The organism is Arsenicitalea aurantiaca, from assembly GCF_003994485.1.
GTDB lineage: Bacteria > Pseudomonadota > Alphaproteobacteria > Rhizobiales > Devosiaceae > Arsenicitalea > Arsenicitalea aurantiaca.
Genome location: NZ_RZNJ01000004.1, coordinates 514937 through 540223 on the forward strand (window position 1 = coordinate 514937; position 25287 = coordinate 540223).

Annotated in this window: 30 protein-coding genes and 2 pseudogenes; 21 read left to right on the forward strand and 11 right to left on the reverse strand. The window is 64.6% G+C overall.

From position 1 onward, the window contains the following. Nucleotides 1–7 precede the first annotated feature (7 nt). Nucleotides 8–898: an NAD-dependent epimerase/dehydratase family protein gene (locus EMQ25_RS13675; protein ID WP_127189134.1), complete on the forward strand. Its 891-nt coding sequence runs from the start codon at nucleotides 8–10 to the stop codon at nucleotides 896–898. Nucleotides 899–910: 12 nt separating this feature from the next. On the opposite strand, the gene EMQ25_RS13680 is transcribed toward EMQ25_RS13675, so the two are convergent. Further along, on the reverse strand, nucleotides 911–1696 hold the full coding sequence (locus EMQ25_RS13680; protein ID WP_127189135.1) for an alpha/beta hydrolase: 786 nt from the start codon (nucleotides 1694–1696) through the stop codon (nucleotides 911–913). Between the two features lie 191 nt (nucleotides 1697–1887). Here EMQ25_RS13680 and infC point away from each other — a divergent pair, with 191 nt between their 5' ends. The 7 genes from infC to pheT all read left to right on the forward strand — a co-directional run bounded on the left by infC (nucleotide 1888) and on the right by pheT (nucleotide 8395). Further along, nucleotides 1888–2424 carry a translation initiation factor IF-3 gene (infC, locus tag EMQ25_RS13685; RefSeq protein WP_192895673.1) on the forward strand — a complete coding sequence of 179 codons (537 nt, stop codon included), beginning with the start codon at nucleotides 1888–1890 and terminating at the stop codon, nucleotides 2422–2424. Between the two features lie 168 nt (nucleotides 2425–2592). Then, complete coding sequence (locus EMQ25_RS13690; protein ID WP_127189137.1) at nucleotides 2593–3354, forward strand: nucleotidyltransferase family protein; 762 nt, start codon at nucleotides 2593–2595, stop codon at nucleotides 3352–3354. Nucleotides 3355–3476: 122 nt separating this feature from the next. Next, nucleotides 3477–3677, forward strand: coding sequence for a 50S ribosomal protein L35 (gene rpmI / locus EMQ25_RS13695; RefSeq protein ID WP_127189138.1), 201 nt, complete (start codon nucleotides 3477–3479; stop codon nucleotides 3675–3677). A 29-nt stretch (nucleotides 3678–3706) separates the two neighbouring features. Then, the gene (gene rplT / locus EMQ25_RS13700) at nucleotides 3707–4108 is read left to right on the forward strand and encodes a 50S ribosomal protein L20 (RefSeq protein WP_127189139.1); all 402 of its coding nucleotides are present in this window, start codon (nucleotides 3707–3709) and stop codon (nucleotides 4106–4108) included. 119 nt (nucleotides 4109–4227) lie between these two features. Further along, a complete protein-coding gene (pheS, locus tag EMQ25_RS13705; RefSeq protein WP_127189140.1) occupies nucleotides 4228–5319 on the forward strand; it encodes a phenylalanine--tRNA ligase subunit alpha in 1092 nt (363 codons plus the stop codon). Between the two features lie 32 nt (nucleotides 5320–5351). After that, complete coding sequence (locus EMQ25_RS13710; RefSeq protein ID WP_127189141.1) at nucleotides 5352–5975, forward strand: 3'-5' exonuclease family protein; 624 nt, start codon at nucleotides 5352–5354, stop codon at nucleotides 5973–5975. After that, nucleotides 5972–8395 carry a phenylalanine--tRNA ligase subunit beta gene (gene pheT, locus EMQ25_RS13715; RefSeq protein WP_127189142.1) on the forward strand — a complete coding sequence of 808 codons (2424 nt, stop codon included), beginning with the start codon at nucleotides 5972–5974 and terminating at the stop codon, nucleotides 8393–8395. Before EMQ25_RS13710 ends, pheT begins: the two co-directional genes overlap by 4 nt. Here pheT and EMQ25_RS13720 read toward each other — a convergent pair. The 3 genes from EMQ25_RS13720 to EMQ25_RS13730 all read right to left on the reverse strand — a co-directional run bounded on the left by EMQ25_RS13720 (nucleotide 8392) and on the right by EMQ25_RS13730 (nucleotide 11210). Next, nucleotides 8392–9207 carry a hypothetical protein gene (locus EMQ25_RS13720; RefSeq protein ID WP_127189143.1) on the reverse strand — a complete coding sequence of 272 codons (816 nt, stop codon included), beginning with the start codon at nucleotides 9205–9207 and terminating at the stop codon, nucleotides 8392–8394. The two genes, pheT and EMQ25_RS13720, sit on opposite strands and share 4 nt — an antisense overlap. After that, nucleotides 9204–10088 (reverse strand): glycosyltransferase family 8 protein, encoded by an 885-nt coding sequence (locus EMQ25_RS13725; protein ID WP_158626080.1) that lies wholly within the window; start codon nucleotides 10086–10088, stop codon nucleotides 9204–9206. The genes EMQ25_RS13720 and EMQ25_RS13725 overlap by 4 nt, the downstream gene beginning before the upstream one ends. An 81-nt stretch (nucleotides 10089–10169) precedes the next feature. Next, nucleotides 10170–11210 carry an aldo/keto reductase gene (locus tag EMQ25_RS13730; RefSeq protein WP_127189145.1) on the reverse strand — a complete coding sequence of 347 codons (1041 nt, stop codon included), beginning with the start codon at nucleotides 11208–11210 and terminating at the stop codon, nucleotides 10170–10172. Nucleotides 11211–11315: 105 nt separating this feature from the next. Here EMQ25_RS13730 and trhO point away from each other — a divergent pair, with 105 nt between their 5' ends. Continuing rightward, nucleotides 11316–12344, forward strand: a complete 1029-nt coding sequence (gene trhO, locus EMQ25_RS13735) for an oxygen-dependent tRNA uridine(34) hydroxylase TrhO (protein WP_204570029.1) — start codon at nucleotides 11316–11318, stop codon at nucleotides 12342–12344. Here trhO and EMQ25_RS13740 read toward each other — a convergent pair. The 3 genes from EMQ25_RS13740 to EMQ25_RS13750 all read right to left on the reverse strand — a co-directional run bounded on the left by EMQ25_RS13740 (nucleotide 12332) and on the right by EMQ25_RS13750 (nucleotide 14619). Further along, nucleotides 12332–13177, reverse strand: a complete 846-nt coding sequence (locus EMQ25_RS13740; RefSeq protein WP_127189146.1) for an alpha/beta fold hydrolase — start codon at nucleotides 13175–13177, stop codon at nucleotides 12332–12334. The two genes, trhO and EMQ25_RS13740, sit on opposite strands and share 13 nt — an antisense overlap. Then, on the reverse strand, nucleotides 13174–13461 hold the full coding sequence (locus EMQ25_RS13745) for a hypothetical protein (RefSeq protein WP_127189147.1): 288 nt from the start codon (nucleotides 13459–13461) through the stop codon (nucleotides 13174–13176). Before EMQ25_RS13745 ends, EMQ25_RS13740 begins: the two co-directional genes overlap by 4 nt. 270 nt (nucleotides 13462–13731) lie before the next feature. Continuing rightward, the gene (locus EMQ25_RS13750) at nucleotides 13732–14619 is read right to left on the reverse strand and encodes a LysR substrate-binding domain-containing protein (protein WP_127189148.1); all 888 of its coding nucleotides are present in this window, start codon (nucleotides 14617–14619) and stop codon (nucleotides 13732–13734) included. 95 nt (nucleotides 14620–14714) lie between these two features. Here EMQ25_RS13750 and EMQ25_RS13755 point away from each other — a divergent pair, with 95 nt between their 5' ends. Continuing rightward, nucleotides 14715–14945: a hypothetical protein gene (locus EMQ25_RS13755; protein ID WP_127189149.1), complete on the forward strand. Its 231-nt coding sequence runs from the start codon at nucleotides 14715–14717 to the stop codon at nucleotides 14943–14945. Beyond that, nucleotides 14942–15082 (forward strand): hypothetical protein, encoded by a 141-nt coding sequence (locus tag EMQ25_RS18100; protein WP_158626081.1) that lies wholly within the window; start codon nucleotides 14942–14944, stop codon nucleotides 15080–15082. Before EMQ25_RS13755 ends, EMQ25_RS18100 begins: the two co-directional genes overlap by 4 nt. Here the strand turns inward: EMQ25_RS18100 and EMQ25_RS13760 are convergent, their stop codons facing one another. Beyond that, nucleotides 15083–15970: an extensin-like domain-containing protein gene (locus tag EMQ25_RS13760; protein ID WP_127189150.1), complete on the reverse strand. Its 888-nt coding sequence runs from the start codon at nucleotides 15968–15970 to the stop codon at nucleotides 15083–15085. A gap of 108 nt (nucleotides 15971–16078) precedes the next feature. Here EMQ25_RS13760 and lepA point away from each other — a divergent pair, with 108 nt between their 5' ends. The 6 genes and pseudogenes from lepA to EMQ25_RS18505 all read left to right on the forward strand — a co-directional run. After that, complete coding sequence (gene lepA, locus EMQ25_RS13765) at nucleotides 16079–17884, forward strand: translation elongation factor 4 (protein ID WP_127189151.1); 1806 nt, start codon at nucleotides 16079–16081, stop codon at nucleotides 17882–17884. 94 nt (nucleotides 17885–17978) lie between these two features. Next, nucleotides 17979–18596 (forward strand): DUF1236 domain-containing protein, encoded by a 618-nt coding sequence (locus EMQ25_RS13770; RefSeq protein WP_127189152.1) that lies wholly within the window; start codon nucleotides 17979–17981, stop codon nucleotides 18594–18596. Between the two features lie 118 nt (nucleotides 18597–18714). Further along, the gene (locus tag EMQ25_RS13775; RefSeq protein ID WP_127189153.1) at nucleotides 18715–18951 is read left to right on the forward strand and encodes a type II toxin-antitoxin system prevent-host-death family antitoxin; all 237 of its coding nucleotides are present in this window, start codon (nucleotides 18715–18717) and stop codon (nucleotides 18949–18951) included. 2 nt (nucleotides 18952–18953) lie between these two features. Further along, nucleotides 18954–19331 (forward strand): type II toxin-antitoxin system death-on-curing family toxin, encoded by a 378-nt coding sequence (locus EMQ25_RS13780; RefSeq protein WP_127189154.1) that lies wholly within the window; start codon nucleotides 18954–18956, stop codon nucleotides 19329–19331. 74 nt (nucleotides 19332–19405) lie between these two features. Next, nucleotides 19406–19579, forward strand: a pseudogene (locus tag EMQ25_RS18395) (YegP family protein); the annotation flags it as partial. 57 nt (nucleotides 19580–19636) lie between these two features. Continuing rightward, nucleotides 19637–19774, forward strand: a pseudogene (locus EMQ25_RS18505) (YegP family protein); the annotation flags it as partial. 162 nt (nucleotides 19775–19936) lie between these two features. Here EMQ25_RS18505 and EMQ25_RS13790 read toward each other — a convergent pair. After that, nucleotides 19937–20137, reverse strand: a complete 201-nt coding sequence (locus tag EMQ25_RS13790) for a DUF2934 domain-containing protein (protein WP_127189156.1) — start codon at nucleotides 20135–20137, stop codon at nucleotides 19937–19939. Nucleotides 20138–20385: 248 nt separating this feature from the next. Here EMQ25_RS13790 and EMQ25_RS13795 point away from each other — a divergent pair, with 248 nt between their 5' ends. Genes EMQ25_RS13795 through EMQ25_RS13805 form a run of 3 tightly spaced genes read left to right on the forward strand, consistent with a single transcriptional unit; the run spans nucleotide 20386 to nucleotide 23227 of the window. Beyond that, nucleotides 20386–22263: a sensor histidine kinase gene (locus EMQ25_RS13795; RefSeq protein ID WP_158626082.1), complete on the forward strand. Its 1878-nt coding sequence runs from the start codon at nucleotides 20386–20388 to the stop codon at nucleotides 22261–22263. A 50-nt stretch (nucleotides 22264–22313) separates the two neighbouring features. After that, on the forward strand, nucleotides 22314–22718 hold the full coding sequence (locus tag EMQ25_RS13800; RefSeq protein ID WP_127189158.1) for a response regulator: 405 nt from the start codon (nucleotides 22314–22316) through the stop codon (nucleotides 22716–22718). Further along, the gene (locus EMQ25_RS13805) at nucleotides 22715–23227 is read left to right on the forward strand and encodes a response regulator (RefSeq protein WP_127189159.1); all 513 of its coding nucleotides are present in this window, start codon (nucleotides 22715–22717) and stop codon (nucleotides 23225–23227) included. The genes EMQ25_RS13800 and EMQ25_RS13805 overlap by 4 nt, the downstream gene beginning before the upstream one ends. A gap of 8 nt (nucleotides 23228–23235) precedes the next feature. Here EMQ25_RS13805 and EMQ25_RS13810 read toward each other — a convergent pair whose 3' ends face one another. Further along, the gene (locus EMQ25_RS13810; RefSeq protein WP_127189160.1) at nucleotides 23236–23985 is read right to left on the reverse strand and encodes a Crp/Fnr family transcriptional regulator; all 750 of its coding nucleotides are present in this window, start codon (nucleotides 23983–23985) and stop codon (nucleotides 23236–23238) included. A 135-nt stretch (nucleotides 23986–24120) separates the two neighbouring features. On the opposite strand from EMQ25_RS13810, the gene EMQ25_RS13815 reads away from it, so the two are divergent. After that, nucleotides 24121–24996 carry a glucose 1-dehydrogenase gene (locus EMQ25_RS13815; RefSeq protein ID WP_425290242.1) on the forward strand — a complete coding sequence of 292 codons (876 nt, stop codon included), beginning with the start codon at nucleotides 24121–24123 and terminating at the stop codon, nucleotides 24994–24996. A 42-nt stretch (nucleotides 24997–25038) separates the two neighbouring features. Here the strand turns inward: EMQ25_RS13815 and EMQ25_RS13820 are convergent, their stop codons facing one another. Then, on the reverse strand, nucleotides 25039–25287 hold the full coding sequence (locus EMQ25_RS13820) for a DUF2188 domain-containing protein (protein ID WP_127189161.1): 249 nt from the start codon (nucleotides 25285–25287) through the stop codon (nucleotides 25039–25041).

Sequence of the window (25287 nt, forward strand, 5' to 3'; positions counted from 1 at the left end):
AGCCATGATGAGATTTTTCTTCTTCGGCCTCGGCTATTCCGCCCTCGCCACCGCCCGCGCCATTCTCGAAACGCTCGATGGCGGGGCAGCGCTGGCCGGCACCACAAGGCGGCCCGCAAAGCGCGATGCCCTCGATCCCAACGCCATCTCGGCCCACCTCTTTACCGGCGACGCCCCGGGCGAGACGCTGAGGCCCGATCTCGTGCGCGCCACCCATGTCGTCATTTCGACCCCGCCGGGCGAAACCGGCGATCCGGTCCTCGCCCATCACCGGGCCGATCTCGACGCCGCTACCGGGCTCGAATGGATCTGCTACTACTCCACCGTCGGCGTTTACGGCGATTTCGCAGGCAGCTGGATCGACGAGACCGCCAAGACCAAGCCCGTCAACCTGCGCTCCGCCCAGCGGGTCGAGGCCGAGGAGGCCTGGGCCGCCTATGCCGCCGAGCGCGGCGTGCCGCTGCTGGTCCTGCGGCTTGCCGGCATTTACGGGCCGGGCCGGTCGAGCTTCGACAAGCTCCGTGCCGGCACCGCCCGGCGGATCGTCAAGCCCGACCAGGTCTTCAACCGCATCCATGTCGAGGATATCGGCCGGGTTACCGCACTTGCCGCCGCCGCCCGGCTCGGGGGCATCTTCAACCTCGCCGATACCGAGCCCGCCCCGCCCCAGGACGTCATCGCCCATGCCGCGGGCCTCATCGGCATGGACCCGCCACCCGAAATCCCCTTCGAGGAGGCCGAGATGACCCCGATGGCGCGATCCTTCTATTCGGACAACAAGCGCGTCTCGGCCAAGGCCATTACCCAGATCCTCGGGATCGAGCTCCTCCACCCCACCTACCGCGAGGGCCTCGCGGCAATCCTTGCCGCCGAGGCGCGCGGCCAGACCGGCGCCTGATCGCCCGCCCGTTCAGAAGAGCCCGATCTCTTCGCGATGGCGCAGCACCGCCTGTTCGAGGCGGTGCAGATCCTCGGGCCGGCTCAGCCGATGGTCGCCATCGGGGATGAGGGTCAGGGTCACCGGGTCGGTGAGGAGATGCGAAACCAGCTTCAGGGCATGGGCGGGCGGCACGTCGGTGTCCTTGCCCCCCTGCAGGATGGTGACCGGGCACCCCGCCTCGATCCCCTTGCCAAAGAGCAGGTGCCTTCGCCCATCCTCGATCAGCCCGCGCGTGATCGGGTAGGGCTCGTCCGAATAGTCCGATGGCTGCAGCACGAGCCCGCTCGCCGCCATCGCCTCGCGCTCGGCTTGGGTGAAGCCGGCTTCCATCAGGTCCACCGTCATGTCGACCGCCGGCGCGATCAGCACCATGCCGCGCACCCGGTTCTCGCCGCGCTGGCGCAGGGCCCGCGCGAGCAGCAGCGCAAGCCACCCGCCCATCGAGGAGCCGATGACGATCTGGTTCCCCTCGGTCAGGGCGAAGACCGCGAGCGCCTCCTCGAGCCAGCGGCTGATGGTGCCCTCGAGGAAATCCCCGCCCGACCGGCCATGGCCCGAATAGTCGAACCGGGTCACCATCAGCCTCTCGCGCGCCCCCAGCGCATCGAGGCAGAGCGCCTTGCTGCCCTCCATGTCCGAACGGTAGCCGCCGAGCCAGAAGAGGCCGGGGTTATCCCCGTTTCGGAGGATCGTCGCGATCGGGCGGCCGGCCGGTCCGGTTCCGACATCGATCGTGCGGTGCAGGACGTCAAACATTGTGCAACTCCCGTCAAATTTCATACGTGTTTTGCCTATGGCGGAGAGATGCGCAACCGCGCAACAGGCTTGGGCGTTTCATGCCCCGCAGAGGCCTGTCCGGCGTTTGGCTGTTGACTTCCGGCCGCTCTGCCACGATTTTAAGCACCGAATTTCCGCTCATTATTCGGTCAACAGAAGGAAAGTTTGCCATTCGTCGTCCCATGAGACCCGTCGCGCCCCAGAAGGATGGGCCGCTCTCGAACGAGGATATCTCCAGCCCCGACGTGCAGCTGATCAATGCCGAAGGGGAGAACAAGGGGATCGTGCGCACGCGCGAAGCCCTTGAAATGGCTCAGGAAGCCGGGCTCGACCTCGTCCTCATCTCACCCAATGCCAATCCTCCAGTCGCCAAGCTGCTCGATTTGGGCCGGTTCAAATATGCCGCCCAGAAGAAGGCCGCCGAGGCGCGAAAGAAGCAGAAGGTGATCGAGGTCAAGGAGATCCAGCTCCGGCCTAACATCGACACCCACGACTACGAAACCAAGATGAAGGCGGTCAACCGCTTCCTCGACGATGGTGATCGGGTCAAGGTCACGATGCGCTTCCGCGGCCGCGAGATGGCCCACCAGGACATCGGCATGGAGCTCCTTTTGAAGGTGCGCGACCAGGTCGAGACCAAGGCAAAGGTTGAATCCGCGCCGCGCGCCGAAGGTCGGCAGATGGTCATGGTCCTCGCTCCGCGGTGACCGGCAGAGACATTAGAGCTTGAAAAAGGGGATGGATCAGACGATCCGTCCCCTTTTTCTTTGCCTCACGTCCCGATATGCGGATTTCGTCTTTCGGCGCGGCACCAAACACGTGCTTTCGGCGTTAGGTCATGCCATCGGGCGCTTTTTAGACTGGCGGAGCAGGAATTGACGGCAGACGATTACCTCAAAGCCATTCTCGAGCGCGAGGCGGTCCCACGCGATCCCGGCCTACTGCCCGCCGCGCTCGTCGACTGCGTCGGCGCCATCTGCAGGGACTGGGCGGGCCCGGACTTCCTCGAGATCGTGCCGGCCGGCAGCTTCGAAAAGGGCACTGCAAACCTCTCGGGACGCCAGATCGATTTCCTCGCCGTCCTCGCCCCCGACACCGCCCGCCCGCTCGAGGAGGCCTATGCGGCGCTCTGGCAGCGGTTCGAGGCGCTGGGGCTCCGCCCGGAGCGGCGCAACGTCTCGATCGGCATCCGCGTCTCGGGCCGGCTCGTCGACGTCATCCCGGCCCGCCGGGAAGCCCGGGACTCGGACGCCCACATGCTCTTTCTCCCCCGTGCCGGCAAGACCGTGACCACCATGCCCGCGCTCCATGCCGGGGGCATAGGCGCCTCGGGACTGACCGATGAAATCCGCCTCATGAAGCTCTGGCGCGACCAGCGGGGGCTGCCGTTTCCCTCGTTTTATCTGGAACTTAGCGTTCTTGCCGCGCTCGACGGGCAGGGGCGTGCCGGACTGGCCGAGAACGTCTGGGCGGTTCTCGTCTATCTCGAGCGCAGCTTCCTAAGCCGCGCCGTGCTCGATCCGGCCAATGCCAACAACATCGTTTCGGACATGCTCGCCCAGTCCGAAAAGTCCCAGATCGCCGCCAGCGCCCGCCGCAGCCTTGCGGATGCCGCCTGGCAGGAGATTGTCGCCTGAGCGGCTTGCCTTCGGTCCGCTTCACCCCTATAACGCCGCCTTCTCCGGACCGCCCGGCCAACAGGCATGCCGTGGCGGTTCGATTATGCTGGCCCATCGGGCCCCTGGAAAGGACAAGCGAAATGCCCAAGATGAAGACCAAGTCAGGCGCCAAAAAGCGCTTCAAGATGACTGCGACCGGCCGCGTCAAAGTTGGCGTCGCCGGCAAGCGTCACCGGCTCTTGAGCCACAGCTCCGACTACATCCGCAAGAATCGCGGCACCAAGGTGCTGAAGAAGGGGGATGAGGGGCTGGTCAAGTGGTACATGCCCTACCACCGCTAAGAACGACGCTGATCAAAGGAATCTGACACATGGCACGCGTTAAGAGAGGCGTCACCGCCCACGCCCGTCACAAGAAGGTCTTGAAGGCCGCGGAGGGCTATTATGGCCGCCGCAAGAATACCATCCGCATCGCAAAGCAGGCCGTCGAAAAGGCCGGCCAGTATGCCTATCGCGATCGCCGGGTGAAGAAGCGCAATTTCCGCGCCCTCTGGATCCAGCGCATCAATGCCGCCGTGCGCGATCACGGGCTGACCTATGCCCGATTTATCGACGGCCTCGGCAAGGCCGAGATCGCCGTCGACCGCAAGGTGCTCTCCGACCTCGCCATCCATGAGCCCGAAGCGTTCGGTGCCCTGGTTGCGCAGGCCAAGTCGGCTCTCGGCTATCTCGCCGGGATCGACGAGACCACCCATTCGCGCGTCACTGCCTGACCGGCAGCGCCGACCTCGAAATTGCCGAGGCTGATTTGAGCCTTGCGCCGTCCGAAGGGATGGCGCAGGGCTTTTTGTTCTCGCACTGACCCTTCTGCCGTAACCGGATGTCCCGCGCCATGACCCTGCAAGACCAGATCGAGACCCTTCGCGCCGAGCTCACCGCTGCAATCGCCGGTGCCACAGACGAGCGGGCGCTCGATCAGGTGCGCGTCGCCGCGCTCGGCAAGAAGGGGTCGGTGTCAGCGCTTCTGGCAAGCCTCGGAAGCATGGCGCCCGAAGAGCGCAAGAGCGCCGGCCCCGCCATCAATGGGCTGAAGGCCGAAATCGCTGCCGCCATCGAGGCGCGCGGCACCGACCTCAAGGTCGAGGCCCTGAGCCGGCGCCTCGCCGCCGAACGCCTCGACGTCACCCTGCCGCTCCGCCCTGCACCCACTGCAACGGGGCGCATCCATCCGGTGAGCCAGGTGATCGACGAGATCACCGCGATCTTTTCCGACATGGGCTTTGCCATCGCAGAAGGCCCGGACATCGAGACCGACCACTACAATTTCACCGCCCTCAACTTCCCAGAGGGCCATCCTGCCCGCGAGATGCACGATACCTTCTTCATGAAGCCCGGGCCCGACGGGATCAAGAAGGTGCTGCGCACGCATACCTCGCCCGTGCAGATCCGCACCATGGAGGCGCAGAAGCCGCCGATCCGCGTAGTCATTCCCGGCCGGACCTACCGCCATGACAGCGACCAGACGCACACCCCGATGTTCCACCAGGTCGAGGGGCTCGTGATCGACCGCTCGAGCCATATCGGGCAATTGCGCTGGGTGATCGAGGAATTCCTCAAGGCCTTTTTCGAGGTCGATACCGTCGTGACGCGCTTTCGCCCGAGCTATTTCCCCTTCACGGAGCCTTCCATGGAAGTCGACGTGCAGTGCGACCGGTCAGGCAATGAGGTACGGATCGGGGAGGGCAGTGACTGGCTCGAGATCCTGGGGTGCGGCATGGTGCACCCCAATGTCATCCGCAATTGCGGGCTCGATCCCGACGTCTACCAGGGCTTTGCATGGGGAATGGGCATCGATCGCATCGCAATGCTGAAATACGGCATGCCGGACCTCAGGGCGTTCTTCGACGCGGACAAGCGCTGGCTCGACCATTACGGCTTCCGCCCGCTCGACCTGCCGACCCTGTTCGGCGGGCTCAGCGCCTGATCCAGACCGTTACCAAGCGCGGATAGAACCCAATGTCCGAGGACGTGACTTACGTCGTGACCGACATCGAGGCGGACGGGCCGAGCCCGCTCAGATCCTCCATGCTGAGCTTTGCCTCCGTCGCCTGCGACGTCAAAGGGCGCGTGGTCGATGAGTTCGAGGCGGTCCTGCGGCCGCGTGGCGATCGTGCGCCCGACCCCGACACCATGGCCTGGTGGCAGACCCAGCCCGATGCCTGGACCCAGGCGACCACAGATCCCGAGCCGCCCGAACTGGTGATGCCGCGCTATGCCGACTGGGTCGAGAGCCTCCCCGGTTTCCGCGTCTTTGCAGCCGCGCCCATCGTCTTTGACGGGCTCTGGATGGACCATTATCTGGAGAACTTCGCCGGCACACGCGTGCTGGGCGGCCCCTTCAAGACCCGCCAGATCTTCAAGGGCGGCGGGGTCTGCCTCTACACCATGGCCGGTGCCATGCGCGGCGCGCCCTATCTGAACTGGGGCATGCAGCGTGTGCCCGCCGAATGGTATGGGCACATCGTGCATACCCACAACGCCATCGAGGACGCCAGGGGCTTCGCCAACGTCTTGGCCAAGCTCTTCTCGCTCTCCTCGACCCTCGACTACATTGAAGCGAGCGAAAGCAACTACCGATGAAATTCACCCTCGATTGGCTCAAGGATCATCTGGAAACCGAAGCCGGCGTCACCGAGATCGCCGAGGCGCTGACCATGGTCGGGCTCGAAGTCGAGAGCGTCGAGGATCAGGGGCGGGCGCTTGCAGATTTCGTCGTCGCGCATGTGGCTTCTGCAGAGCAGCACCCGAATGCCGATCGGCTCCGCGTCTGCAAGGTTGATGCCGGCACGGGCGAACTGATCAATGTCGTCTGCGGCGCGCCCAATGCACGCACCGGCATGAAGTCGGTCTTTGCTCCGGCAGGAACCTATATTCCGGGCAAGGACATGACGCTCCAGAAGGGTGTCATCCGCGGCGAGGAGAGCAATGGCATGCTCTGCTCGGAAGCCGAGCTCGAGCTTTCCGATGACCATGACGGCATCATCGAACTGCCCGTCGACGCGCCCGTCGGCACGCGCTATGTCGACTATGCAGGGATAAACGGGGTAGTCTTCGATATCTCGCTCACGCCCAATCGGGGCGATGCGGCAGGTGTGCGCGGCATAGCGCGCGATCTCGCAGCCTTCGGCCTCGGCCGGCTGAAGCCTGTCGAGGAGACGCCCGTCGCCTCTCCGGGCGGCGCGAGCCGGATCGGGGTCGAGCTTCGCTTCGCGCCCGGCGAGCCCGAGGCCTGCCGTATGTTCGCGGGCCGGCTGATTACGGGCGTCACCAACGGCCCTTCGCCCGAATGGCTGCAGCAGCGCCTGCGCGCGATCGGGCTTCGCCCGATCAACGCCTTAGTCGATATAACCAATTTCGTTTCCTACGACCGGGCGCGCCCGCTCCATGTGTTCGATGCGGACAATCTCAACGGTCCGGTTCATGCCCGCATGGGCCGGGACGGGGAGAGCCTTCTGGCGCTCGACGGCAAGACCTATGCGCTCGATGAGACGATCCCGGTGATTGCCGATGAAAGCGGCGTGCTCGGTATCGCTGGCATCATGGGCGGGGAAGCGTCCGGATCCTCGGAAGCGACGCGCAACGTCTTCATCGAATGCGCCTGGTTCGATCCCAATGCGATCGCCACGGCCGGCCGCAAGCTCGGCATCACATCGGACGCGCGCTATCGCTTCGAGCGGACTGTCGATCCCGAAAGTGTCCTGCCCGGGATCGAGCTTGCCACGCGTCTCGTTGTCGAGCTCTGTGGCGGCACGGTGCACGAAACGGTGGTCGCGGGCCATGTCGGCTCGCCCGGCACGCGCATCGCGTTTCCCGTTACCGAGACGCGCCGGTTGACCGGTCTCGACGTTTCGGCCGACGACACCCGAGCCATTCTCGAGCGGCTCGGCTTCACTGTTGCAGGAGAAGGGGAGACCCTGACCGTAACCGTGCCCTCCTGGCGCCCCGACGTGACGCAGAAGGCGGACCTCGCCGAGGAAGTGATGCGGATGGTCGGCGTCGACAAGGTGCCGGTCGAGCCGCTGCCGCGTCTCTCCGGCGTCGCCCCGCGCATGCTGACCACGATCCAGAACCGGCGCCGCATCGCCCGTCGGGCGCTCGCCGCCCGCGGGCTCGACGAAGCGGTCACCTGGAGCTTCATCGCGAGTGCGGAAGCCGAAGCCTTCGGCGGGGGGACAGAGGCGCTGAAGCTTGCCAATCCGATCGCGTCGGACCTCACCGACATGCGCCCCTCGCTGCTGCCCGGCCTCCTCTCGGCTGCGCGGCGCAATGGAAATCGCGGTATCGCCGATCTGGCGCTCTTCGAGGTAGGGCAGGTCTTCAAGACCGATGCGCCCGATGGTCAGCGCAGCTATGCCACGGCCATTCGAACCGGTACGGCCGGACATGGCGGGTCGGGGAGGCACTGGCAGGGCGCGGCGGGCAAGGTCGACGTCTTCGAGGCCAAGGCCGATCTCGGCGCCCTTCTGGATGCGCTGGGCCAGGATATCGAGAAGGTGCAACTGGTCGCAGAGCCCGCAGACTGGGCCCATCCGGGACGCGGCGGGCGCATTCAGCTGGGGCCCAAGACGGTGATCGGCTGGTTCGGCGAAGTGCATCCGAGCGTCCTTGAGCAGTTCGATCTCAGCGGTCCCGTCGCAGCCTTCGAACTCGATCTCGATGCAATCCCCGAGCCACGGCGCAAGAGCGGGCGCGGCAAGCCTGCCCTGGCGCTTTCAGGCCTCATGCCCGTCTCGCGCGATTTTGCCTTCGTGCTGGATAGCGACGTGCCTGCCGCGACCGTCATTCGGGCGGCAAAAGGTGCGGACAAGGCTCTGATCACGGGCGTCGAGATATTCGACCTTTTCGAGGGCGCGCATCTGGGGGCAGGGCGCAAGTCGCTCGGCATCGCCGTCACGCTCCAGCCTCGCGAACGCACTCTGACCGACGAGGAGATCGAGGCAGTCTCGGCCGCCATCGTCAAGGCGGTCGAAAAGGCGACGGGCGGCGTCCTCAGGGCCTAGTCGGCTATCCCGAGCCGCGCCATCTCGCGGCCGAAAAAACTGTCCGGGTGCGGCGGGCTCATCGCGCCCGTCCCCCGGTCGGTCAAGGCGCTGTGCCACATGTGGACGCCCAGCGTCGCCTCGGTAATGGCACCGGTCAGCGTGCTTTCCGGCTCGAGCAGGTCGCGGGCCCGGCCGTAGTCGAGGGGATAGAAGACAGGCTTCGGGCTCAGATGATCGATGAGCCCGAGCGCGCGCACATAGTGATTGAGGGGCGCCGGGCCGGTCGCGCCGAACTGCATGTGGTGAACGGGAAGCTCTTCCCTGAGGGCACGGCGGATCGCGACTTCGCCCCGCCGCCAGGGCGCGAGCCCCGGTGGCACTGCGCCGGGCAGGAAGACGCTCTGCATCGCCCTCAGCAATGCGCTGTCGGGGGGACAGCGGAAGACGGCGTTGTTAATCTCGGCCTTCCAGAAATTGCGCCAGCTGGCGGCGCGTTCGGTGCCGAACACATAGGGGCCAAGGCCAGCGAACGGGCGGACGCAATAGACGTCGCAATCGGCCCAGATCCCGGCCTCGCGCGCCATCAGTTCGAGCCTGAAGAGATCGGCGAAGACCGCCGGTGTGCGGCTCCCCTTGTAGAAAAAGAGGTTCTCGCGCGGGATTATCGCCGCGGCATCCGCCAGGATGCATCCGGCCGGCAGGGTGCCGACGTCCTCATAGGCGTAAAGGGTGAAGCTGTGGCCCTGCGCGATGAAGGAGGCGATGCACACCTGCTCGAGAAAGCTCAGCTTTCCGTGCCAGAATGAGCAGATCGGCTCGAGCCCGCTCACTTGCGCCCCGTCAACCGCCGCGCCTGCTTCAGCCAGAAGCGTTTCCAGCGGTGGCGCATATAGCGATAGTAAAGTTCGTTGGTCATGACGTGGCGGTAGAGCCGGGCGAATGCCGCCGTCGAAAAGAGGTTCCAGGGTCGATTGTGGCCGGTGAAGTGGAGGATCTTCACGCCCATGGTCTGGTGCGCATGCCGCGGATCCATGACGTTGTAACGCCAGTCGAGCGCATGCCAACGTTCCCGAAAGATCAGGTTCAGCATGTCCTGGTCGTAATAGAGTTTCTCGATGATCCCGCGTGCGCGGAACTCCGAAAGCCGCGCCGGCACATCGGCCCGCGCCAGCCCGGCGCGGTCGATCAGCATGACGCCGGAGTTGAAGTAGCGGTCAGTGGAAGCAAAGATCCCGGCTTTGTCGCGCATGTCCCGGCCGAGCATGTGAAGCAGGCGCATCGGATCGGGCACGGCGGCAACCGGCATGCCATGCAGTTCGGTGTCGAAGAGGTCCTCAATGGGTTCCAGCACCATGGTGTCGCAGTCGAGATAGACGATGCGCTGAACCTCCGCCGGAACGATATGGTCGAGGAGGAGCCGCGCATACATGACCGTATGAAGCCGCGGGTGCACCGGCAAGCCGCGGCAGAGGGCGTTGAACTGCCCGTGGCTTTCGAGCGGATAGTGCTCGAGCTGCGCGCCGAATTCGGTTGCGATTGCGTCCAGATCCCGCCTGTGCTCGACCGACAATCTGTCGTGACAAAGGTGGAAGACAAGAGACTTGGGTTCGCGGCTGGTGATGCAAACCGAACGCATCACCGCAAAGGCGGGCGCCCAGAAATTGTCGTCGAAGGTGAGCGCGATGTGGATGGGGCGCGGGGTCTCGGGCATCGGGGTCATCGGCTCGTGAAGGAAGGGTGGCGACAGACGGGGAGACCCCGCCGCTTATGCGGCGGGGCGAAAGTCACGCCGTCAGCGAAGCCAGCCGGTCGGCTTGGGGTGGAGATCCATCAGCCCTTCCCGCGTCGCTGCGTCTATGTCGGCGAGGTCCTCGTCCGAGAGCGTGAGATTGTCGAGCACGCCGAGATTGTCCTTGAGCTGTTCGAGCGTACGCACCCCGATCAGGGCCGACGTCATCTCCTTGCGCCTCAGGGCCCAGGCCAGCGCAAGCTGCACCATGGACTGGCCGCGCCGTTCGGCAATGGCGCCGAGCCGATCAACTGCCTCCAGAACGTTGGGCGCGATGTGGCTCTGGCGCAGGGTCGTGTTGGTGTTCTCGGCGCGGGTCCCTTCGCTGGCTCCGCCGCGATTGTACTTGCCGCTCAGCACGCCCTGCGCGAGCGGCGAGAAGGCGATGATGCCGACGCCGAGTTCTTCGCAGGCATCGATCGTCCGGTCTTCCTCGATCCAGCGATTGAGAATGGAATAGGACGGCTGATGAATGGTCAGCGGCACGCCCATGTCCTTGAGAATCCGGTGGGCCTCCCGGGTCTGGGCTTCGGGATAGCTAGACACCCCGACGTAAAGCGCCTTGCCCTGCCGATGGAGCTGGGCGAGCGCGCCCATGGTTTCCTCGAGCGGGGTGTTGGGGTCGTAGCGATGCGAATAGAAGATGTCGACATAGTCGAGCCCCATGCGCCTGAGGCTCTGGTCACAGCTGGCGATGAGATATTTCCGGCTGCCGAATTCGCCATAGGGACCCGGCCACATATTGTAGCCCGCCTTGGTCGAGATGATCATCTCGTCGCGATAGGGGCGGAAGTCGCGCGCCAGCACCTGCCCGAACAATTCCTCAGAAGAGCCCGGCGGGGGGCCGTAATTGTTGGCGAGGTCGAAATGGGTGATCCCCTGGTCGAAGGCATAGCCCAGGATTTCCATGGCGCCCGGATAATCGCGCGTCCCGCCGAAATTCTGCCAGAGCCCCAGACTGATGACCGGCAGCCTCAGCCCCGACTGTCCGCAATAGCGGTACTGCATGCGCTCATAGCGGGAATTCGCTGCTCGATAGGTCATCTGCGTCTCCTCTTTACCGGTGTCGCTTATGGCAGAAACATCGGCTCTGGCAAAGCCGGCCCGGAGCCGCTTTGCGCCGGCCTGCCCCGGTGCTAGAAGCGCGTCATGACGATGCCTCCGCAGACCAATGCACCCTTTACCGTGCTCGCGATCTACAAGTTCGCCGAGCTCCCCGACCATGAGGCGTTGAAGGCGCCGCTGGCGGCATTCTGCTGCGCGCGAGAGATCCGCGGCACGCTGATCCTCGCGCCCGAAGGCCTCAACGGCACCGTCGCCGGCACGCGGGAGGCCATAGCCGAACTGGTATCGCATCTGCTCACGGACGGGGCCTATGCAGGCCGGTTCGTCGGCGCCGAGATCAAGTATGCGAGCGCCGAAACGATGCCCTTTCTGCGCATGAAGGTGCGCACAAAGCCCGAAATCGTCACGCTGCGAGCACCGGAGGCCAATCCGGCACGGCGTGTGGGAACCTATGTCGCCCCGCAGGCCTGGAACGGCCTCATCGCCGAGCCCGACGTACGGGTCATCGATACCCGCAATGATTACGAGGTGCGGCTGGGACGTTTCGCCGGCGCCGAGGATCCTGCAACGACGAGCTTCACCGACTTCAAGGCCTATGTAGAAACCCATCTCGATCCCGAGCGGGACCGGAAGATCGCGATGTACTGCACCGGCGGCATACGTTGCGAGAAGGCTTCCGCCTATCTCCTCGAGAAGGGGTTCGAAGCGGTCTATCACCTCAAGGGCGGGATCCTCGCCTATCTAGAGACGGTGCCCGAGGCCGAAAGCCTCTGGCAGGGCGAGTGCTTCGTTTTCGATGAACGCGTCGCGGTGGGCCATGGCCTGCTGGTGGGGGAGGCCAGCCTCTGCCGGGCATGCCGCATGCCGCTGACCGCCGCCGATCGCGCGCATCCCGATTATGTCGAAAACCTTTCCTGTCCCCATTGTGCTGGCGACGCCCGAAAGGCCGCCTCGGCCGCCGAGCGCCAGCGTCAGGTCGAACTCGCGCGCCATGCGGGGATCGCGCATCTGGGCGAGGACGCGGCTGCCGATGCACAGCGGCGTAAGGCGGAAAAGGCGGAGTTGCGGGCTCGCAGCGCCGCCCAGAGCACCGGCACGCGTCAGAGGTCCTGAGAGGCGCCGCCGGCTGGGTCCATGCTCTCCCAGAAGGCCAGCAGCGTCGACCGCCAGGCATCCTTCGCATCGAGGTTTGCACAGTGCCCGCCCTCCTTGAGGTGGACATGGGTGAGATTGGGCCGGCCCCTGAGCTGCGGAAGGGAGCGGGCCAGCGCCAAATTGACGAGCCGGTCCCTGCCGCCCTCGATGATCAGCATGGGGCAGGTCGAACCGAGTGCGGCTTCGAGAAGATCATAGCGCCGCACATTCTGGGCGATCGCCATGCCGACCCTCGGATCGAACTGGGCGATGAGGCGCGCGACGAGCGGGCGGGCCGCGACATTGTCGGTGGTGAAGCGCGCCGTGATCGCGCCGCTGAGGCGTGGGCCGAAGAGACGATAGGCAAGCCCGATGCTGCCCGCCGAGGCCCTCGGCAGGTTGAGCCGGTGGGCAGTGCCGAAGCTTGCAAAGCTCGCGAACCGCCGAGGGGCACGGGCCAGAAGATGGAGCCCCAATATCCCGCCTAGCGAATTGCCGACCCAATGGACCGGGCCATTGGCCTCGGCCTCGAGCAGGGCCTCCATGTCGGCGGTCATGAGCGGAATGGTGAAATCCTGAGCGGCAGGATCGCTTGGTGGGCGGGTGGACCGGCCATGCCCGCGCAAATCGGGCACCAGCACGCGATTGCCGCGGGCCGCGAAGGCCATTGCGTCTGCCGCGAACTGTGCGCCGGCGGCCGCAAGCCCGTGGACGAGAACGACCGTGCGCGTGGCGTCTTCGGGGCCGAGGACCTCGTAGGCGATCCGCGTGCCGTCGGGGCGTTCGAGCATGTCTTGGCGCGAGATGCTCATCGATCAGGCACCTCCGCGCTAAACCAGCCCTCTTCGGCGAGATCGGCAAGCACGGGCCATGCTGTGGCCGAAAGGTTGAGCCACCACAAATGCTTGCTCATGCGGCCCGGCGCCTCGGCGCCCTTTTCGGGCAATGGCGCGTTGGTTGGCCAGAGCTCGTATTCCTCATAGGGATGGTCCATGAAGCCGACAAAGACCTCGGCTCCCGCAACGAGGACGGCGATGCGCACCCAGCCCGAAGGATCGGGGCGCCTCGAGAACGAAAGCGCGGTCCGACGCGGCAATCCCGATCCGTGCCATTTCACCCGCAATATGGGCAAGAACGGAAAGTTGCACCCTGAGACCCGCCTGCGGGCCGCCCGTCACGGTCCATTCCGGAAAGGTCTTGGCGTGCGTCACGAGCCGGTCGACTAGCCAGCTCATCTCCGTGCCCGTATGGGGAAAACTGTGTTCCGCACCCGTCATCAGATCGAAAAACAAGGGGAGCTGGCGGGGTGCATCCATTCTGGGCTCCCGGATCGGTTTTCCGACGGCGAGGGGCGGCGCTTTCCCGGTCAAGCGTCGCCCTCCTCGGCGATACGCATCGTCAGCCAGTCGCGGAACGCTGCGACCTTGGCAGGCACGCGCCGGCCACGCGGGGTCGCGAACCAGTAACCCAGCCAGTCCTTAACCGCGATGCCGAAAGGATCGACCAGCCGCCCGTGGCGACGTGCGTCGGCGCTCATCAGATCAACCGCAAGCAGTACGCCCTGTCCGCTTGCGGCCGCGTCGAAGGCGAGCGCGGGATCGTCATAGCTTGGCCCGTGCAGTGTCGGCATGGGCGTTCCGGAGGCGGCGAACCAGGCGGGCCAGGAGAGCATGCTGGTGCGGTCACCGATGACGGGCAGATTGGCGAGATCGGCGGGATCGTTGAGCGATGCGGCAAGATCCGGGGCCACCACCGGGCGATAGCGCCCGCCGCCCAGGGGTAGCGTATCGACATCGTCCCATCGGCCCGTTCCGTAGCGGATGGCGCAGTCGATATCGCCGGGGGAAAGATCCATCATCGCGCCGGTGACCACGAGGCGCAGCTCGATTTCGGGATGGAGGGCCGAGAACCCGCCCAGCCGCCAGATCAGCCAGCGCGAGGCGAAGACGCTCCCCACGGTCAGCGTCAGGATCGGGCTTTCGGCCACCATCAGCCCAGCCATCGCATCCTGGAGCCCGGCAAAGCCCGCGCGCATCTGGGGCAGCACGGCGAGCAGGGCCGGGGTGGGACGCAGGCCCTGCTGAGTGCGCGAAAAGAGCGCCACCCCCAGCCGCTCTTCGGCGCGGCGTATGTGCTGGCTGACCGCGCCGGGGGTCACGCCGAGCTCCTCCGCCGCCGGCGCGAGCGCACCCCGGCGCGCCACGATTTCGATGGCACGGATGGCGTTGAGCGGTATCGGGAACGGGCTACCCATGGAGTTTTTCTAAACCCGCGCGCAGATCTTGTCGATTGTCCAGACGCCCAAGCGATGGGCAGATGGCAGGTATGCAGGAAAGCGGGGTTTAGAGAATGGAATGGCCCAACTATATCAGCTCCATCATCCGCTCGTTCATCGTGCCGCCGCCTCCGGCTTATTGTCCGGACGCCTGGCCGTTGCGCGACTGGGCGGATCTGCCGCCCTTCCACCCCGCCGACCGCGGTAATCGCGATGCGGCCCGCGCGCGACCCGGCGACATGCCGGAAGACCGCCGCGCCGGTGGGAGGGCGGCACCCCTTACCTCAAAGAAAGAAGAACAATGAAGCTCCTCACCCTTTTCCGACCGCGCCGTACCGCGCCGACACCCCTTGCCCGCACCGACTGGTCCGAAGGCTGGACCGCCCGCGACTGGGCCGACCTGCCTCCCTACCACCCGGCCGCAGAAGACGCGCGGCGCTGATCATTCGCAGAGCCGGGCCGTGCAGGTCCGGCCGTGACAGCCCATGTCGAGGTGGAAATGGTCCTCATGCAGGGCATTCGCCTCGGGCCCAAGGGTCGTGGTAAACCGCGCGCATGCGGCGCTGTGGGCAAACCGAAGAAGCCGGCCTTCGCTCGAAAGCGGCTCCTCCCAACCATCGGGCAAAGCAATCGACCGGCCATCCTCGAGTTCGAAGCCTGTGACATCGAGCGCATTGGCAAAGCCGTGCTCGGATAGGAACCCGCTCGAGGCATTGTTTCGGTTGCGGCAGAAATAGGATGTGCCCACCCGGACGCTCGCAATGCTGCTGTTCTCGCGCGCCTGTGCATAGCCATCGATTTCCGCGATCCAGCCCGGCAGCGCGCCGGCCATCGCGCAGTTGAGCGTCACGGCACCCGAAAGCGGTACCATCCGACCATTCGCAAGGACGCCCGTTACCGAGAGCGGTGAGCGCTCGCCGCAGGCCTCATCTTCGATCGGGGGTAGCATCTCGGCTTCGACGAGGCCCATCAGGACTGCGGGACAGGCGGCCTGGTATACGCGATCGGGCACATCCGCCACGGCATCGTCGACCGGTTCGTCGGCAGGCTCTGCCACCGGTTCGTCTTGCGGGACCGGCCGCGGCAGCGGGGGGAGATCGTCCGTTGCGTCCTCGGTTTCGAGGGGCTCGTCGCCCTCCGTTTCGCGGACCTGGTCGTCCTCCACGTCCTCGTCGTCGCTCTCGCCGGTCTCCTCCGCCTCCTCGACCGCCTCGATCGGCTCTTCGATTACGGTTTCCGGCCGATCGCGCGGAAGTGGCGGGGGCGCCTCCTCCTGAGCGAAGCCTGGGAACGCGATGGCAAGGGCGAGGAGCACGATGATGGGGCGCATGGGGCTTCGAACGCGTGCCGGACCCCGAAGTTGCGTATGTCCCGGCGCGCCGCTTTACCGCGCATAAACCATCTTTGCGCCGCCATGCCCTTCTGCTATCAGCCAGCCATGACCACGCCGCTCAAGAACATCCGCAATTTTTCCATCGTCGCCCATATCGACCATGGCAAATCGACCCTGGCCGACCGGCTGATCCAGCTGACGGGCGGGCTCGACCTGCGCGAAATGAAATCGCAGGTTCTCGACTCCATGGAGATCGAGCGCGAGCGCGGGATCACCATCAAGGCGCAGACGGTGCGGCTGACCTACCGTGCTGCCGATGGCGAGGATTACATCCTCAATCTCATCGACACCCCGGGCCATGTCGACTTCGCCTATGAAGTGTCGCGCTCGCTGGCGGCCGTCGAGGGTTCGCTGCTGGTGGTGGATGCATCCCAGGGCGTCGAGGCGCAGACGCTCGCCAACGTCTATCACGCCATCGAGGCCGACAACGAGATCGTGCCGGTCCTCAACAAGATCGATCTGCCCGCCGCCGATCCCGACCGCGTCAAGAGCCAGATCGAGGACGTGATCGGCATCGATGCGAGCGATGCCGTCGAGATTTCCGCCAAGACCGGCCTCGGCATCGACAAGGTGCTTGAAGCGATCGTCACGCGCCTGCCCGCGCCCAACGGCGATATCACGGCGCCGCTCAAGGCGCTGCTGGTGGACAGCTGGTACGACACCTATCTGGGCGTCGTCGTCCTCATCCGCGTCATCGATGGCACCATCCGCAAGGGCCAGCGTATCCGCATGATGAATGCGAATGCGGTCTATGAGCTCGACCGCGTAGGCGTGTTCACGCCCAAGCTCGTCGATATCGGGGAATTGGGGCCTGGCGAGATCGGGTTCTTCACGGCCTCCATCAAGGAGGTGGCCGACACGAACGTCGGGGACACGATCACCGACGACAAGAAGCCGACGGCAGAAGCGCTTCCGGGCTTCCGGCCGGCGCAGCCGGTGGTCTTCTGCGGCCTCTTCCCTGTCGATGCCAATGATTTCGACGATCTGCGCGCTGCCATGGGCAAGCTCCGGCTCAACGATGCGAGCTTCTCGTTCGAGATGGAAACCTCGGCAGCCCTGGGCTTCGGCTTCCGCTGCGGGTTCCTGGGGCTCCTGCACCTCGAGATCATCCAGGAGCGACTGAGCCGCGAATTCAACCTCGACCTTATCGCGACCGCTCCCTCGGTGGTTTACGAGGTTGAGATGACCAATGGCGACGTGCAGATGCTGCACAATCCGGCGGACCTGCCCGACGTCGTCAAGATCGCCGAAATTCGCGAGCCCTGGATTAAGGCGACGATCCTGACGCCCGACGACTATCTCGGCGCGATCCTCAAGCTCTGCCAGGATCGGCGCGGCATCCAGCGCAATCTCTCCTATGTCGGCAATCGCGCCATGGTCGAGTACGATCTGCCGCTCAACGAAGTCGTCTTCGATTTCTACGACCGGCTGAAATCGATCTCCAAGGGCTATGCGAGCTTCGACTACACCCTGTCGGACTATCGCGAGGGCGACCTCGTCAAGCTCTCAGTGCTGGTCAATTCCGAGCCGGTCGATGCGCTTTCCATGCTCGTCCACCGCTCGGCCGCCGAAGCCCGCGGTCGCGTGATGTGCGAAAAGCTCAAGGAACTGATCCCGCCGCACCTCTTCGTCATCCCCATCCAAGCGGCGATCGGCGGCAAGATCATCGCGCGCGAGACGGTGCGCGCCATGCGCAAGGACGTGACGGCCAAGTGCTATGGCGGCGACGCCACGCGTAAGCGCAAGCTTCTTGAAAAGCAGAAGGCCGGCAAGAAGAAGATGCGCCAGTTCGGTTCGGTCGAGATCCCGCAGGAAGCTTTCATCAAGGCTCTCAAGATGGGTGACAGCTAGTCCGACCCGCCGTTCACGGGGAACGGAGCGGGGCTTGATCCGTTCATGCTGCCGAGGGGCGGGAATCCCTCAACGCAGTAAGGACAAGAACAAGATGCGCAAGTTTCTCCTCGCCGGTGTGGCCATCGCGGCCCTCGGCCTCTCTACTCCCGTACTCGCTCAGAACACGGATGGCGCCGCACTTGCCGGTGGTACTGCTGGCGGCGCAGCGGGCGGCACGATCGGCTTCCTCGTCGGCGGCCCGCTGGGCGCTATCGTTGGTGGTTTTGCTGGCGCCGTGCTTGGCGCAGAGGCGACCGTCTCGGCAGCGTCGGTCGAATACGCCGCTCGCAATCCGGTCGATCCGATCTATCTCGAGACGGCAATCGAGCCGGGCTTCGTCGTCGATGCGAGCGTAACGGTGTACCCGATCGAGGGTGATGACCAGTTCGGCTATTTCTATGCCAACAACCGGGTCTACATCGTGGATCTTGCCAGCCGCGAGGTTGTGCAGTCGCCCGGCTATGCCATCCCGGAAGCCTCTGTCGCCTACATCCAGGCCAATCCGCGTGACGCCGTCATCATCGAAGGCGACATCGCCCCGGGCTTCGTCATTGATCCGGCGGTCGAACTCGTGCCGATCCCCGATGATCCGGCTTATGCCTATGTCTACATCAACGACCGGCCGGCCTTGGTCGACACCTGGACGCGCACCGTGGTCTGGATCGGCTGATCCAGTATCAGCAGCATTTCAGAAGGGCCGCCAAGCGCGGCCCTTTTTCGTTTCTGGCTGCCTATTGTCCAAAAGAGCCAAATCGGCTCTAGTGTGCTGGCGTCAGAGGACACTCGGGATGATCGATTTCACAGCCACCGATGCCAAGAACAAGTTCGGTCTGCTGATCGACACCGCGCGCACCGAACCGGTACGCATCCACAAGAATGGCCGCGATGTCGCCATCGTACTGTCACCGGTAGAATATGCGCGCCTGCTTGAAAATGCGGGGCCGCGCGTCAACCCGCTCGTCGAACGTCTCCACGCCGAGAGCGTTCAGCGCCGCCGTATTGTCTACGAAACATTGGCCCAATAGCGATGGTCGCCTACCTCTCGCTCAAGGATGCGCTCCACATCCACTCCGAGCAGATCCGCCTGTTCGGCGGAGAGCCGGGCGTGCGGGACATGGGGCTCGTTGAAGCAGCGCTGCTCCGGCCGCAGACGGGTCACTACGCAGACCTTCTCGAGGAGGCGGCTGCGCTCTGGGAAAGCCTGACGCTGGGCCGCGGGTTCGTCGATGCGAACAAGCGCGTGGCATTTGCCTGCGTCGACGTCTTTTTAGGATTGAACGACGCGGTTCTCGAGGCCGATGACTACATGGTCGTTGCTTTCATCGACCAGCACCTCGACGCTGGAACGTTCTCGAAATCTGTGCTCGAGGAATGGCTGCTGCGCCATGTCCGCCTGATCCGGTAACAATTCCTGCTGAACTGGCCGTTAACTTGGGTTAATCTCAACCTCGGCAATCGAGCCTTGGGGAGGAAGAAGCCATGGCGCATCAGTTCAGGATCGTATCGGGTAAGTCTGGCGAGTTTATCGTTCGCTTCGTATACAACAGCGAGATCATGGTCTGGTCGGAGGGCTATAAGGCCAAAGCCAGCGCGCGCAACTGTATCGAGTCGGTAAAGAAGAACGCTCCGGGTGCCGCGATTTTCGATCTTTCAGGGGATGAAACGCCCAAAGGCTATCGCTTTGAAATCGTCCCGAGCCGCGACGGTCAGCACTTCGTACGTTTCGTTGCAGCCAATGGCGAGACCATGATGCGCTCCGAAACCTACACCGCCAAGGCCAGCGCCCGAAACTGTGTGGCGTCCATCCAGCGCAATGCACCGGAGGCAGCGGTGCTTGAAGAGATCTGAACGCAACGCCTCGTCGCTGCACGTCTTCATCAAGCGAAAGGCTTGACCGGCTCGAATGCCGCCCGCCGCCAGCGCTGGCGGCAGCATTCACTAGCTTCTTGCGGCCCTGCGGCGATCGCTGGTCATGCCCTGCTTCGGCACAAGACCAGCGCCGAGCCAACTTCAGCGTCCGCGTGTTTTTCCAGAGCCGAGCGCATCGGGAGACAATGGCGCTCCATTGGCCTCGCTACCGGTCGCGCCGGCGTCCGCGAACTCGGCTTCGGCGCGTTGCCAGTGTTCGTGCTCGCGACCATCGGGATAGCCTTCTTCTTCCCAGAGCTCATATGCGCGCTTGCGAATTTCCTCGTCGCGTTCCTTTTGCATCTCTGTCTCCTCATCACGCGGGCAAGGACAAACGCTGCTTCGCCCTCTTGGCTCCTTTGGCATGGAGAGCCGGGCCGCACATTGATCTCGGTTAAATCGAGCGCGTCGCGTACGGCTTCGTACTGTGTCTGGTTCGGCCACATTCAGCTCGTTAACGTCCTCCCAAGTTGAACTCGCGCATTCGGCACGACGGGTGCCCACCGCATGTCGGAGCAGGAATGTCTCTAGGGATTATCCAGGCGCGGCCCATGCCGCGTCTCAGACACCTCGTTGATGCGCTCGATGAGGACATTCGCTTGGCCAGCGATGGCCAGGCCCTGCGGAGGCTCGTCGTCATCCGCTTGCGGCAGGCTCTCGGCATATCTCAACTCGCCTTGCTCGAGCCCGACGGCCAGGACCGCCTGGTCCTGACCGCGCTTGCTTCGGAAGGCGCGCTTCCCCCGCCGCCCCAGCACTATCCCATGATGGGGCCATATCCCGCCTTGGATCGCGCTTCGGCGAGCTTCCGCATTGATTGGTCGATAAATGGCAGGCTGGCCGCAGCCATTCTCCTGCGCACCCTGAGCCCGCGACTTTGGGACGAGGAAATGCGTGATGTGGTGCGCTCGGTGCTCGAGCGGCTCTGGTTCGCCCTGCAGCGGATTGATGCGGAGGCGCGCCTCGCCACGCTGCGCCTGCGGCAGAGTCAGATCCTGCGGCTCACCGACCATCTGGCGCGGATCAAGGATCCGGACGCTGTTGCCGGCGCGGCGCTGGATTTTCTCGCGCCGGTAATCGGAGCTGTGCAACTGGGGTTCATAGCGGAGGATCCCGAGCCGCGGCTTGCTGCATGGCGCGTGCACAACCCCGCTGGCGGCCCCCTCGATGAAGCTGATTTCGCTTCTCTGGTCGAGTGGATCCACGGCATTCGGATCGCGCGTTTTGAGACGAGAGCGATGCCGGACCTCTGGAGGAGCAGCGCGGGGCCGGACCACGTCACGGTTGTTCCGGCAAGTGCCGGCGCGCAGCGCTGCGGGCTCTTCGTCCTTCTCCATTCCGCGCCCCTGACCGATTGCGCCGACCTCAGGGCCCTTTTGGAGGACGGCGCAACGCGTGCAGCCGATGCCATCCTGCGGGCCCGCAACGCCCGCGCGCTGGCCGCGCGGGCCGAGGCCCAGCATGCAGCCGAGGAGCGGCTTCTCACGCTCATCGAGAACATACCCCAGCTCGTCTGGCGCGCGGTCGATGACGGGCAATGGCGATGGGCAAGCCGTCAGTGGATGGAGTTCACCGGTCTTTCGGCAGAGCAGAGCATGGGCCATGGCTGGCTGGCCGCGGTGCATCCTGATGACTGCGCTGCGGCCCGGGCTGCCTGGCGGCAGGCCGCCAACACAGGCGCCATGCTCGCCATGGACGGGCGGATCTACGACGTTGCGGAAAAGCGCTATCGCTGGTTCCAGACCCGGGCCAGAGCGGTGCGCGGGCCGGATGGGGGGATCGAATGGCTCGGAACATCCACAGACGTCGACGAACTGGTACGGCTGCGCGACCGGCAGCAGGTGCTCGTTTCGGAGTTGCAGCATCGAACGCGCAATCTCCTTGGAGTCGTGCGTTCGATCGGCCGCCAGCTGATGACCTCGAGCGACAGCATGGAGTGCTTCCGCCCGCGATTTGAAGATCGGCTCGGCGCCATTGCGCGGGTGCAGGGACTGCTGTCGCGGTCCGATGCGACCGAGGTGACGCTCGAAGAGCTGATTGCAATGGAGCTGGGGGCGGTCGGGCAGCGGAACGCCCAGAACGCAGTACTCTCCGGCCCGAAAGTGGCACTCCCTGCACGGGCGGTACAGATCCTCGCCCTGGCGCTGCACGAGCTGGCAACCAACGCTCTCAAATACGGCGCCTTCAATGCGCGGGGTGGCAAGCTGTCGGTAACCTGGCGTACCGAGCAAGTCGAGGCGGTGCCGCGCCTCTTCATCGAATGGATCGAAGTCTGTCCCGAGGGCGTTGGCCATGAGCCGGACATTGAGCGACGGGGCTATGGCCGGGAGCTCATAGAGAAGGCGCTGCCCTACCAGCTCAGTGCCGAGACCAGCTTCTACCTGACCGGGCATGGTGTCCGCTGCACCATCCTCGTGCCGCTGGTGTGAGGCTTTTCGATCGGCTGGCTCTGGGGCAGTTGCAATGAGAGGATCGTGTCATGAATGGACAAGCGAGGCCACGCATTCTGCTCGTCGAGGACGACTACTTCCTTGCCCAGGAGCTTGCGCGAGACCTGACCTCTGCCGGGGCAGAGATCGTCGGTTTTGCCCCGACGCTTGAACGCGCGACCGCGATTGCCGACGGAGATGCCGAAATTGACGGCGCCGTGCTCGACATCAATCTGCGGGATCGCACGGTCTTCCCTGCCATTGAAGGCCTGCGTCTGCGCGGCGTGCCCGTCGTCTTCGTCACCGGATATGACGATGCCATCGTTCCCGAACGCTATCGGGACATTCCTCGGCTCACCAAGCCAGCCGATCCTGCCTGCATCATGGTCGCTCTGAACGAACAGCGATCGCGCACTCCTGTGCGCACCCAGATGCGAAAGGTTGAAGACAGATGACCCACGACTTTCCGACCACGATCGATCTCACAGGCCGACGCATCCTCGTTGTTGAAGACGATTACGCGCTCGCGCGCGAGCTTTGCGCGGACCTGAAGCGGCATGGCGCGACCGTCCTCGGTCCCGCGCCAACCTCCTATTATGCGATCAACCTGATGATGGGGCGGCGAGGCATCGACAGTGCGATCCTCGATATCGGGCTGCACGGGCAGGAGGTTTACGATCTCGCCGATCTGTTGCGTCGGCAGGGCGTGCCGATGGTTTTCGCCACAGGCTATGGCGAGCACGACATTCTGGCGGCTTTCCGCAACGAGCCGCGTCTGCAAAAGCCGGTGCTCACCAATGAGCTCGTGACCCTTCTGGACCGCCTCATGCGAGGCAAAGGCATCACCGCTTCTGTTGCAGTGCAGCCTGTCGAGCTCGTCACCGCCCAAGCCCAATCGCTCGACATGTCTCTGGAAGACCGCTGGGGGCGGATTGTCGGGCGCGCCATGCGGATGACGAGCTGAGCCCTTGGTCAGGCAGAAAGTGCAGCCTGTCCATCAAGGTAGTTGCCATTAAATGCAGCGGCCTCGCGCAGTCCCTCGAGATTGCTGATGGTGACGCGACCGTTCTTGAACTCGATGAGGCCCGCACGGCGTAGTTCCTGCAAGGTGCGGTTGACGTGAACCGTCGATAGCCCCAAGGCTCCGCCGAGCTCCGCCTGGGTCAGCGGCAGGTCATAGCCGCCGAGACGGGTCAGTTGCACGTCCTCAAGCCGCTGGTGCAGTTCGCAGAAGATATGCGCCATGCGCTGTAGCGCCGTCCTCTGACCCAGATTTATGAGCCACTCCCGTGTCGTCGCATCATCCACGGCCGCTGCCCGGAGGAGGCCCCTCGTGATGCGCGGGAAGCGTTCGCAGATGGTGGCGAGCGATGCGGAAGGGAGAGTGGACAGGAGCGCAGGCGACAGCGTCGCCACCCCGTGATCCAGCCGTCCCGCCGTCATGAACCGGTATTCGCAGACATCCCCGGGTACGAGATAAGAGAGGATCTGGCGACGCCCATTACGCAATTGCTTGAACCGGCAGGCAAACCCGGCAAGGACGACCGTCGCCCCTTCGCTCGGATGCCCCTCGGCGAGAACGTCGGTGTGCGCAGGAATGACTTTGGCCGGGCCCATCACGCCCAGAACGCTCTGTCGCTCCTCCTCGGCGAGTTTAACATGAGTTAACAGTCGCGCCAGAAACGGCCGCGCCAGCACCTGGTCTATGGGTCTTGTCTGCACAGGGCCCTCCTTCGAACGTCACAGTCAGGGGGCGCGAAATCGCGACCCTGGATGTTAACGCCCGGGCGCCGGTATTGCTGCCCGATTGCCGCAAGTGTCCGCTTCGGAACGCAGCCGGACCTGCCCGCATTGGCCGTGTTCATGAGCCAAAGGAGCCAGGACATGACCTCTGGAATGCCCGCACAGGAACAAGATCGACAGCCGGGCCGGGAGGCCGAGATGCGTCCGGCACCCGACTACATGCCCGTCTATCCCGGCAGCGGTCGGCTCAAGGGCAAAATCGTCGTGATCACGGGCGGCGATTCCGGCATCGGACGTGCTGTCAGCATCCTGTTTGCCCGGGAAGGAGCGAAACTCGCCATCGCCTACAAGGATGAGGACGAAGATGCCAGGGAGACGGCGCGGCTGGTTGAAGCGGAGGGCGGTGAGGCGCTGCTGATGGCCGGCGATGTCGGTAAAAAGGCATTCTGCGAACGCTTCGTAGCAGCGGCGGTCGAGCGTTTCGGACGGCTCGACATCCTCATCAACAACGCTGCCGAGCAGTATGTGCGAGAGGATATCGCCGACATTCCCGAAGAAGGAATGGAGCGGGTCTTCCGCACCAACATCTTCGGATACGTCTTCATGGTGCAGGCGGCAATCGAGCATCTCCGCCGCGGCGGGCGCATCATCAACACCTCTTCGATCGTCGCCTATCGCGGTCAGCCGCAACTGCTCGACTATGCGATGACCAAAGGCGCGATCGTTGCGCTGACGCGCTCGCTTTCGGCGCGCCTAGCGGACAAGGGTATACTGGTGAACGCCGTCGCACCGGGTCCGATCTGGACGCCGCTTATTCCCGCGAGCTTCCCGGCCGACAAGGTCGCCGAATTCGGCACGGACACGCCGCTCGGGCGCCCCGGACAACCGGCCGAAGTCGCGCCGGCCTATCTGTTCCTTGCATGCGAGGACAGCCGCTTCATGACGGGACAGACGATTCACGTCGATGGCGGCGATTACCCGAGCAGCTAGATCAGGGCCTCCGCCCGTCCGGCGGGCGGAGTCGCGCTATTGTCAGGGCAGGTCGTCGCGGACGTCGGTTTCGGGCCGCACGTCGCCACGCGCCAATTCGGTATGCCAGTTCCCGTCGGCGTCCTGATATTGGATCATGTCCGGTTCGGAAGACAGTTGCTGGCGTGCCGCCGCTTCCTCGGCCGCCCGATGGGCGCGCTCATGGGTTTCAAAGGTTTCGGAGAACACATCCCCCACCTTGTAGGCGAACCCGCCATCATGTTCGACGACTTCGTAGATCTGCTTGCTCAC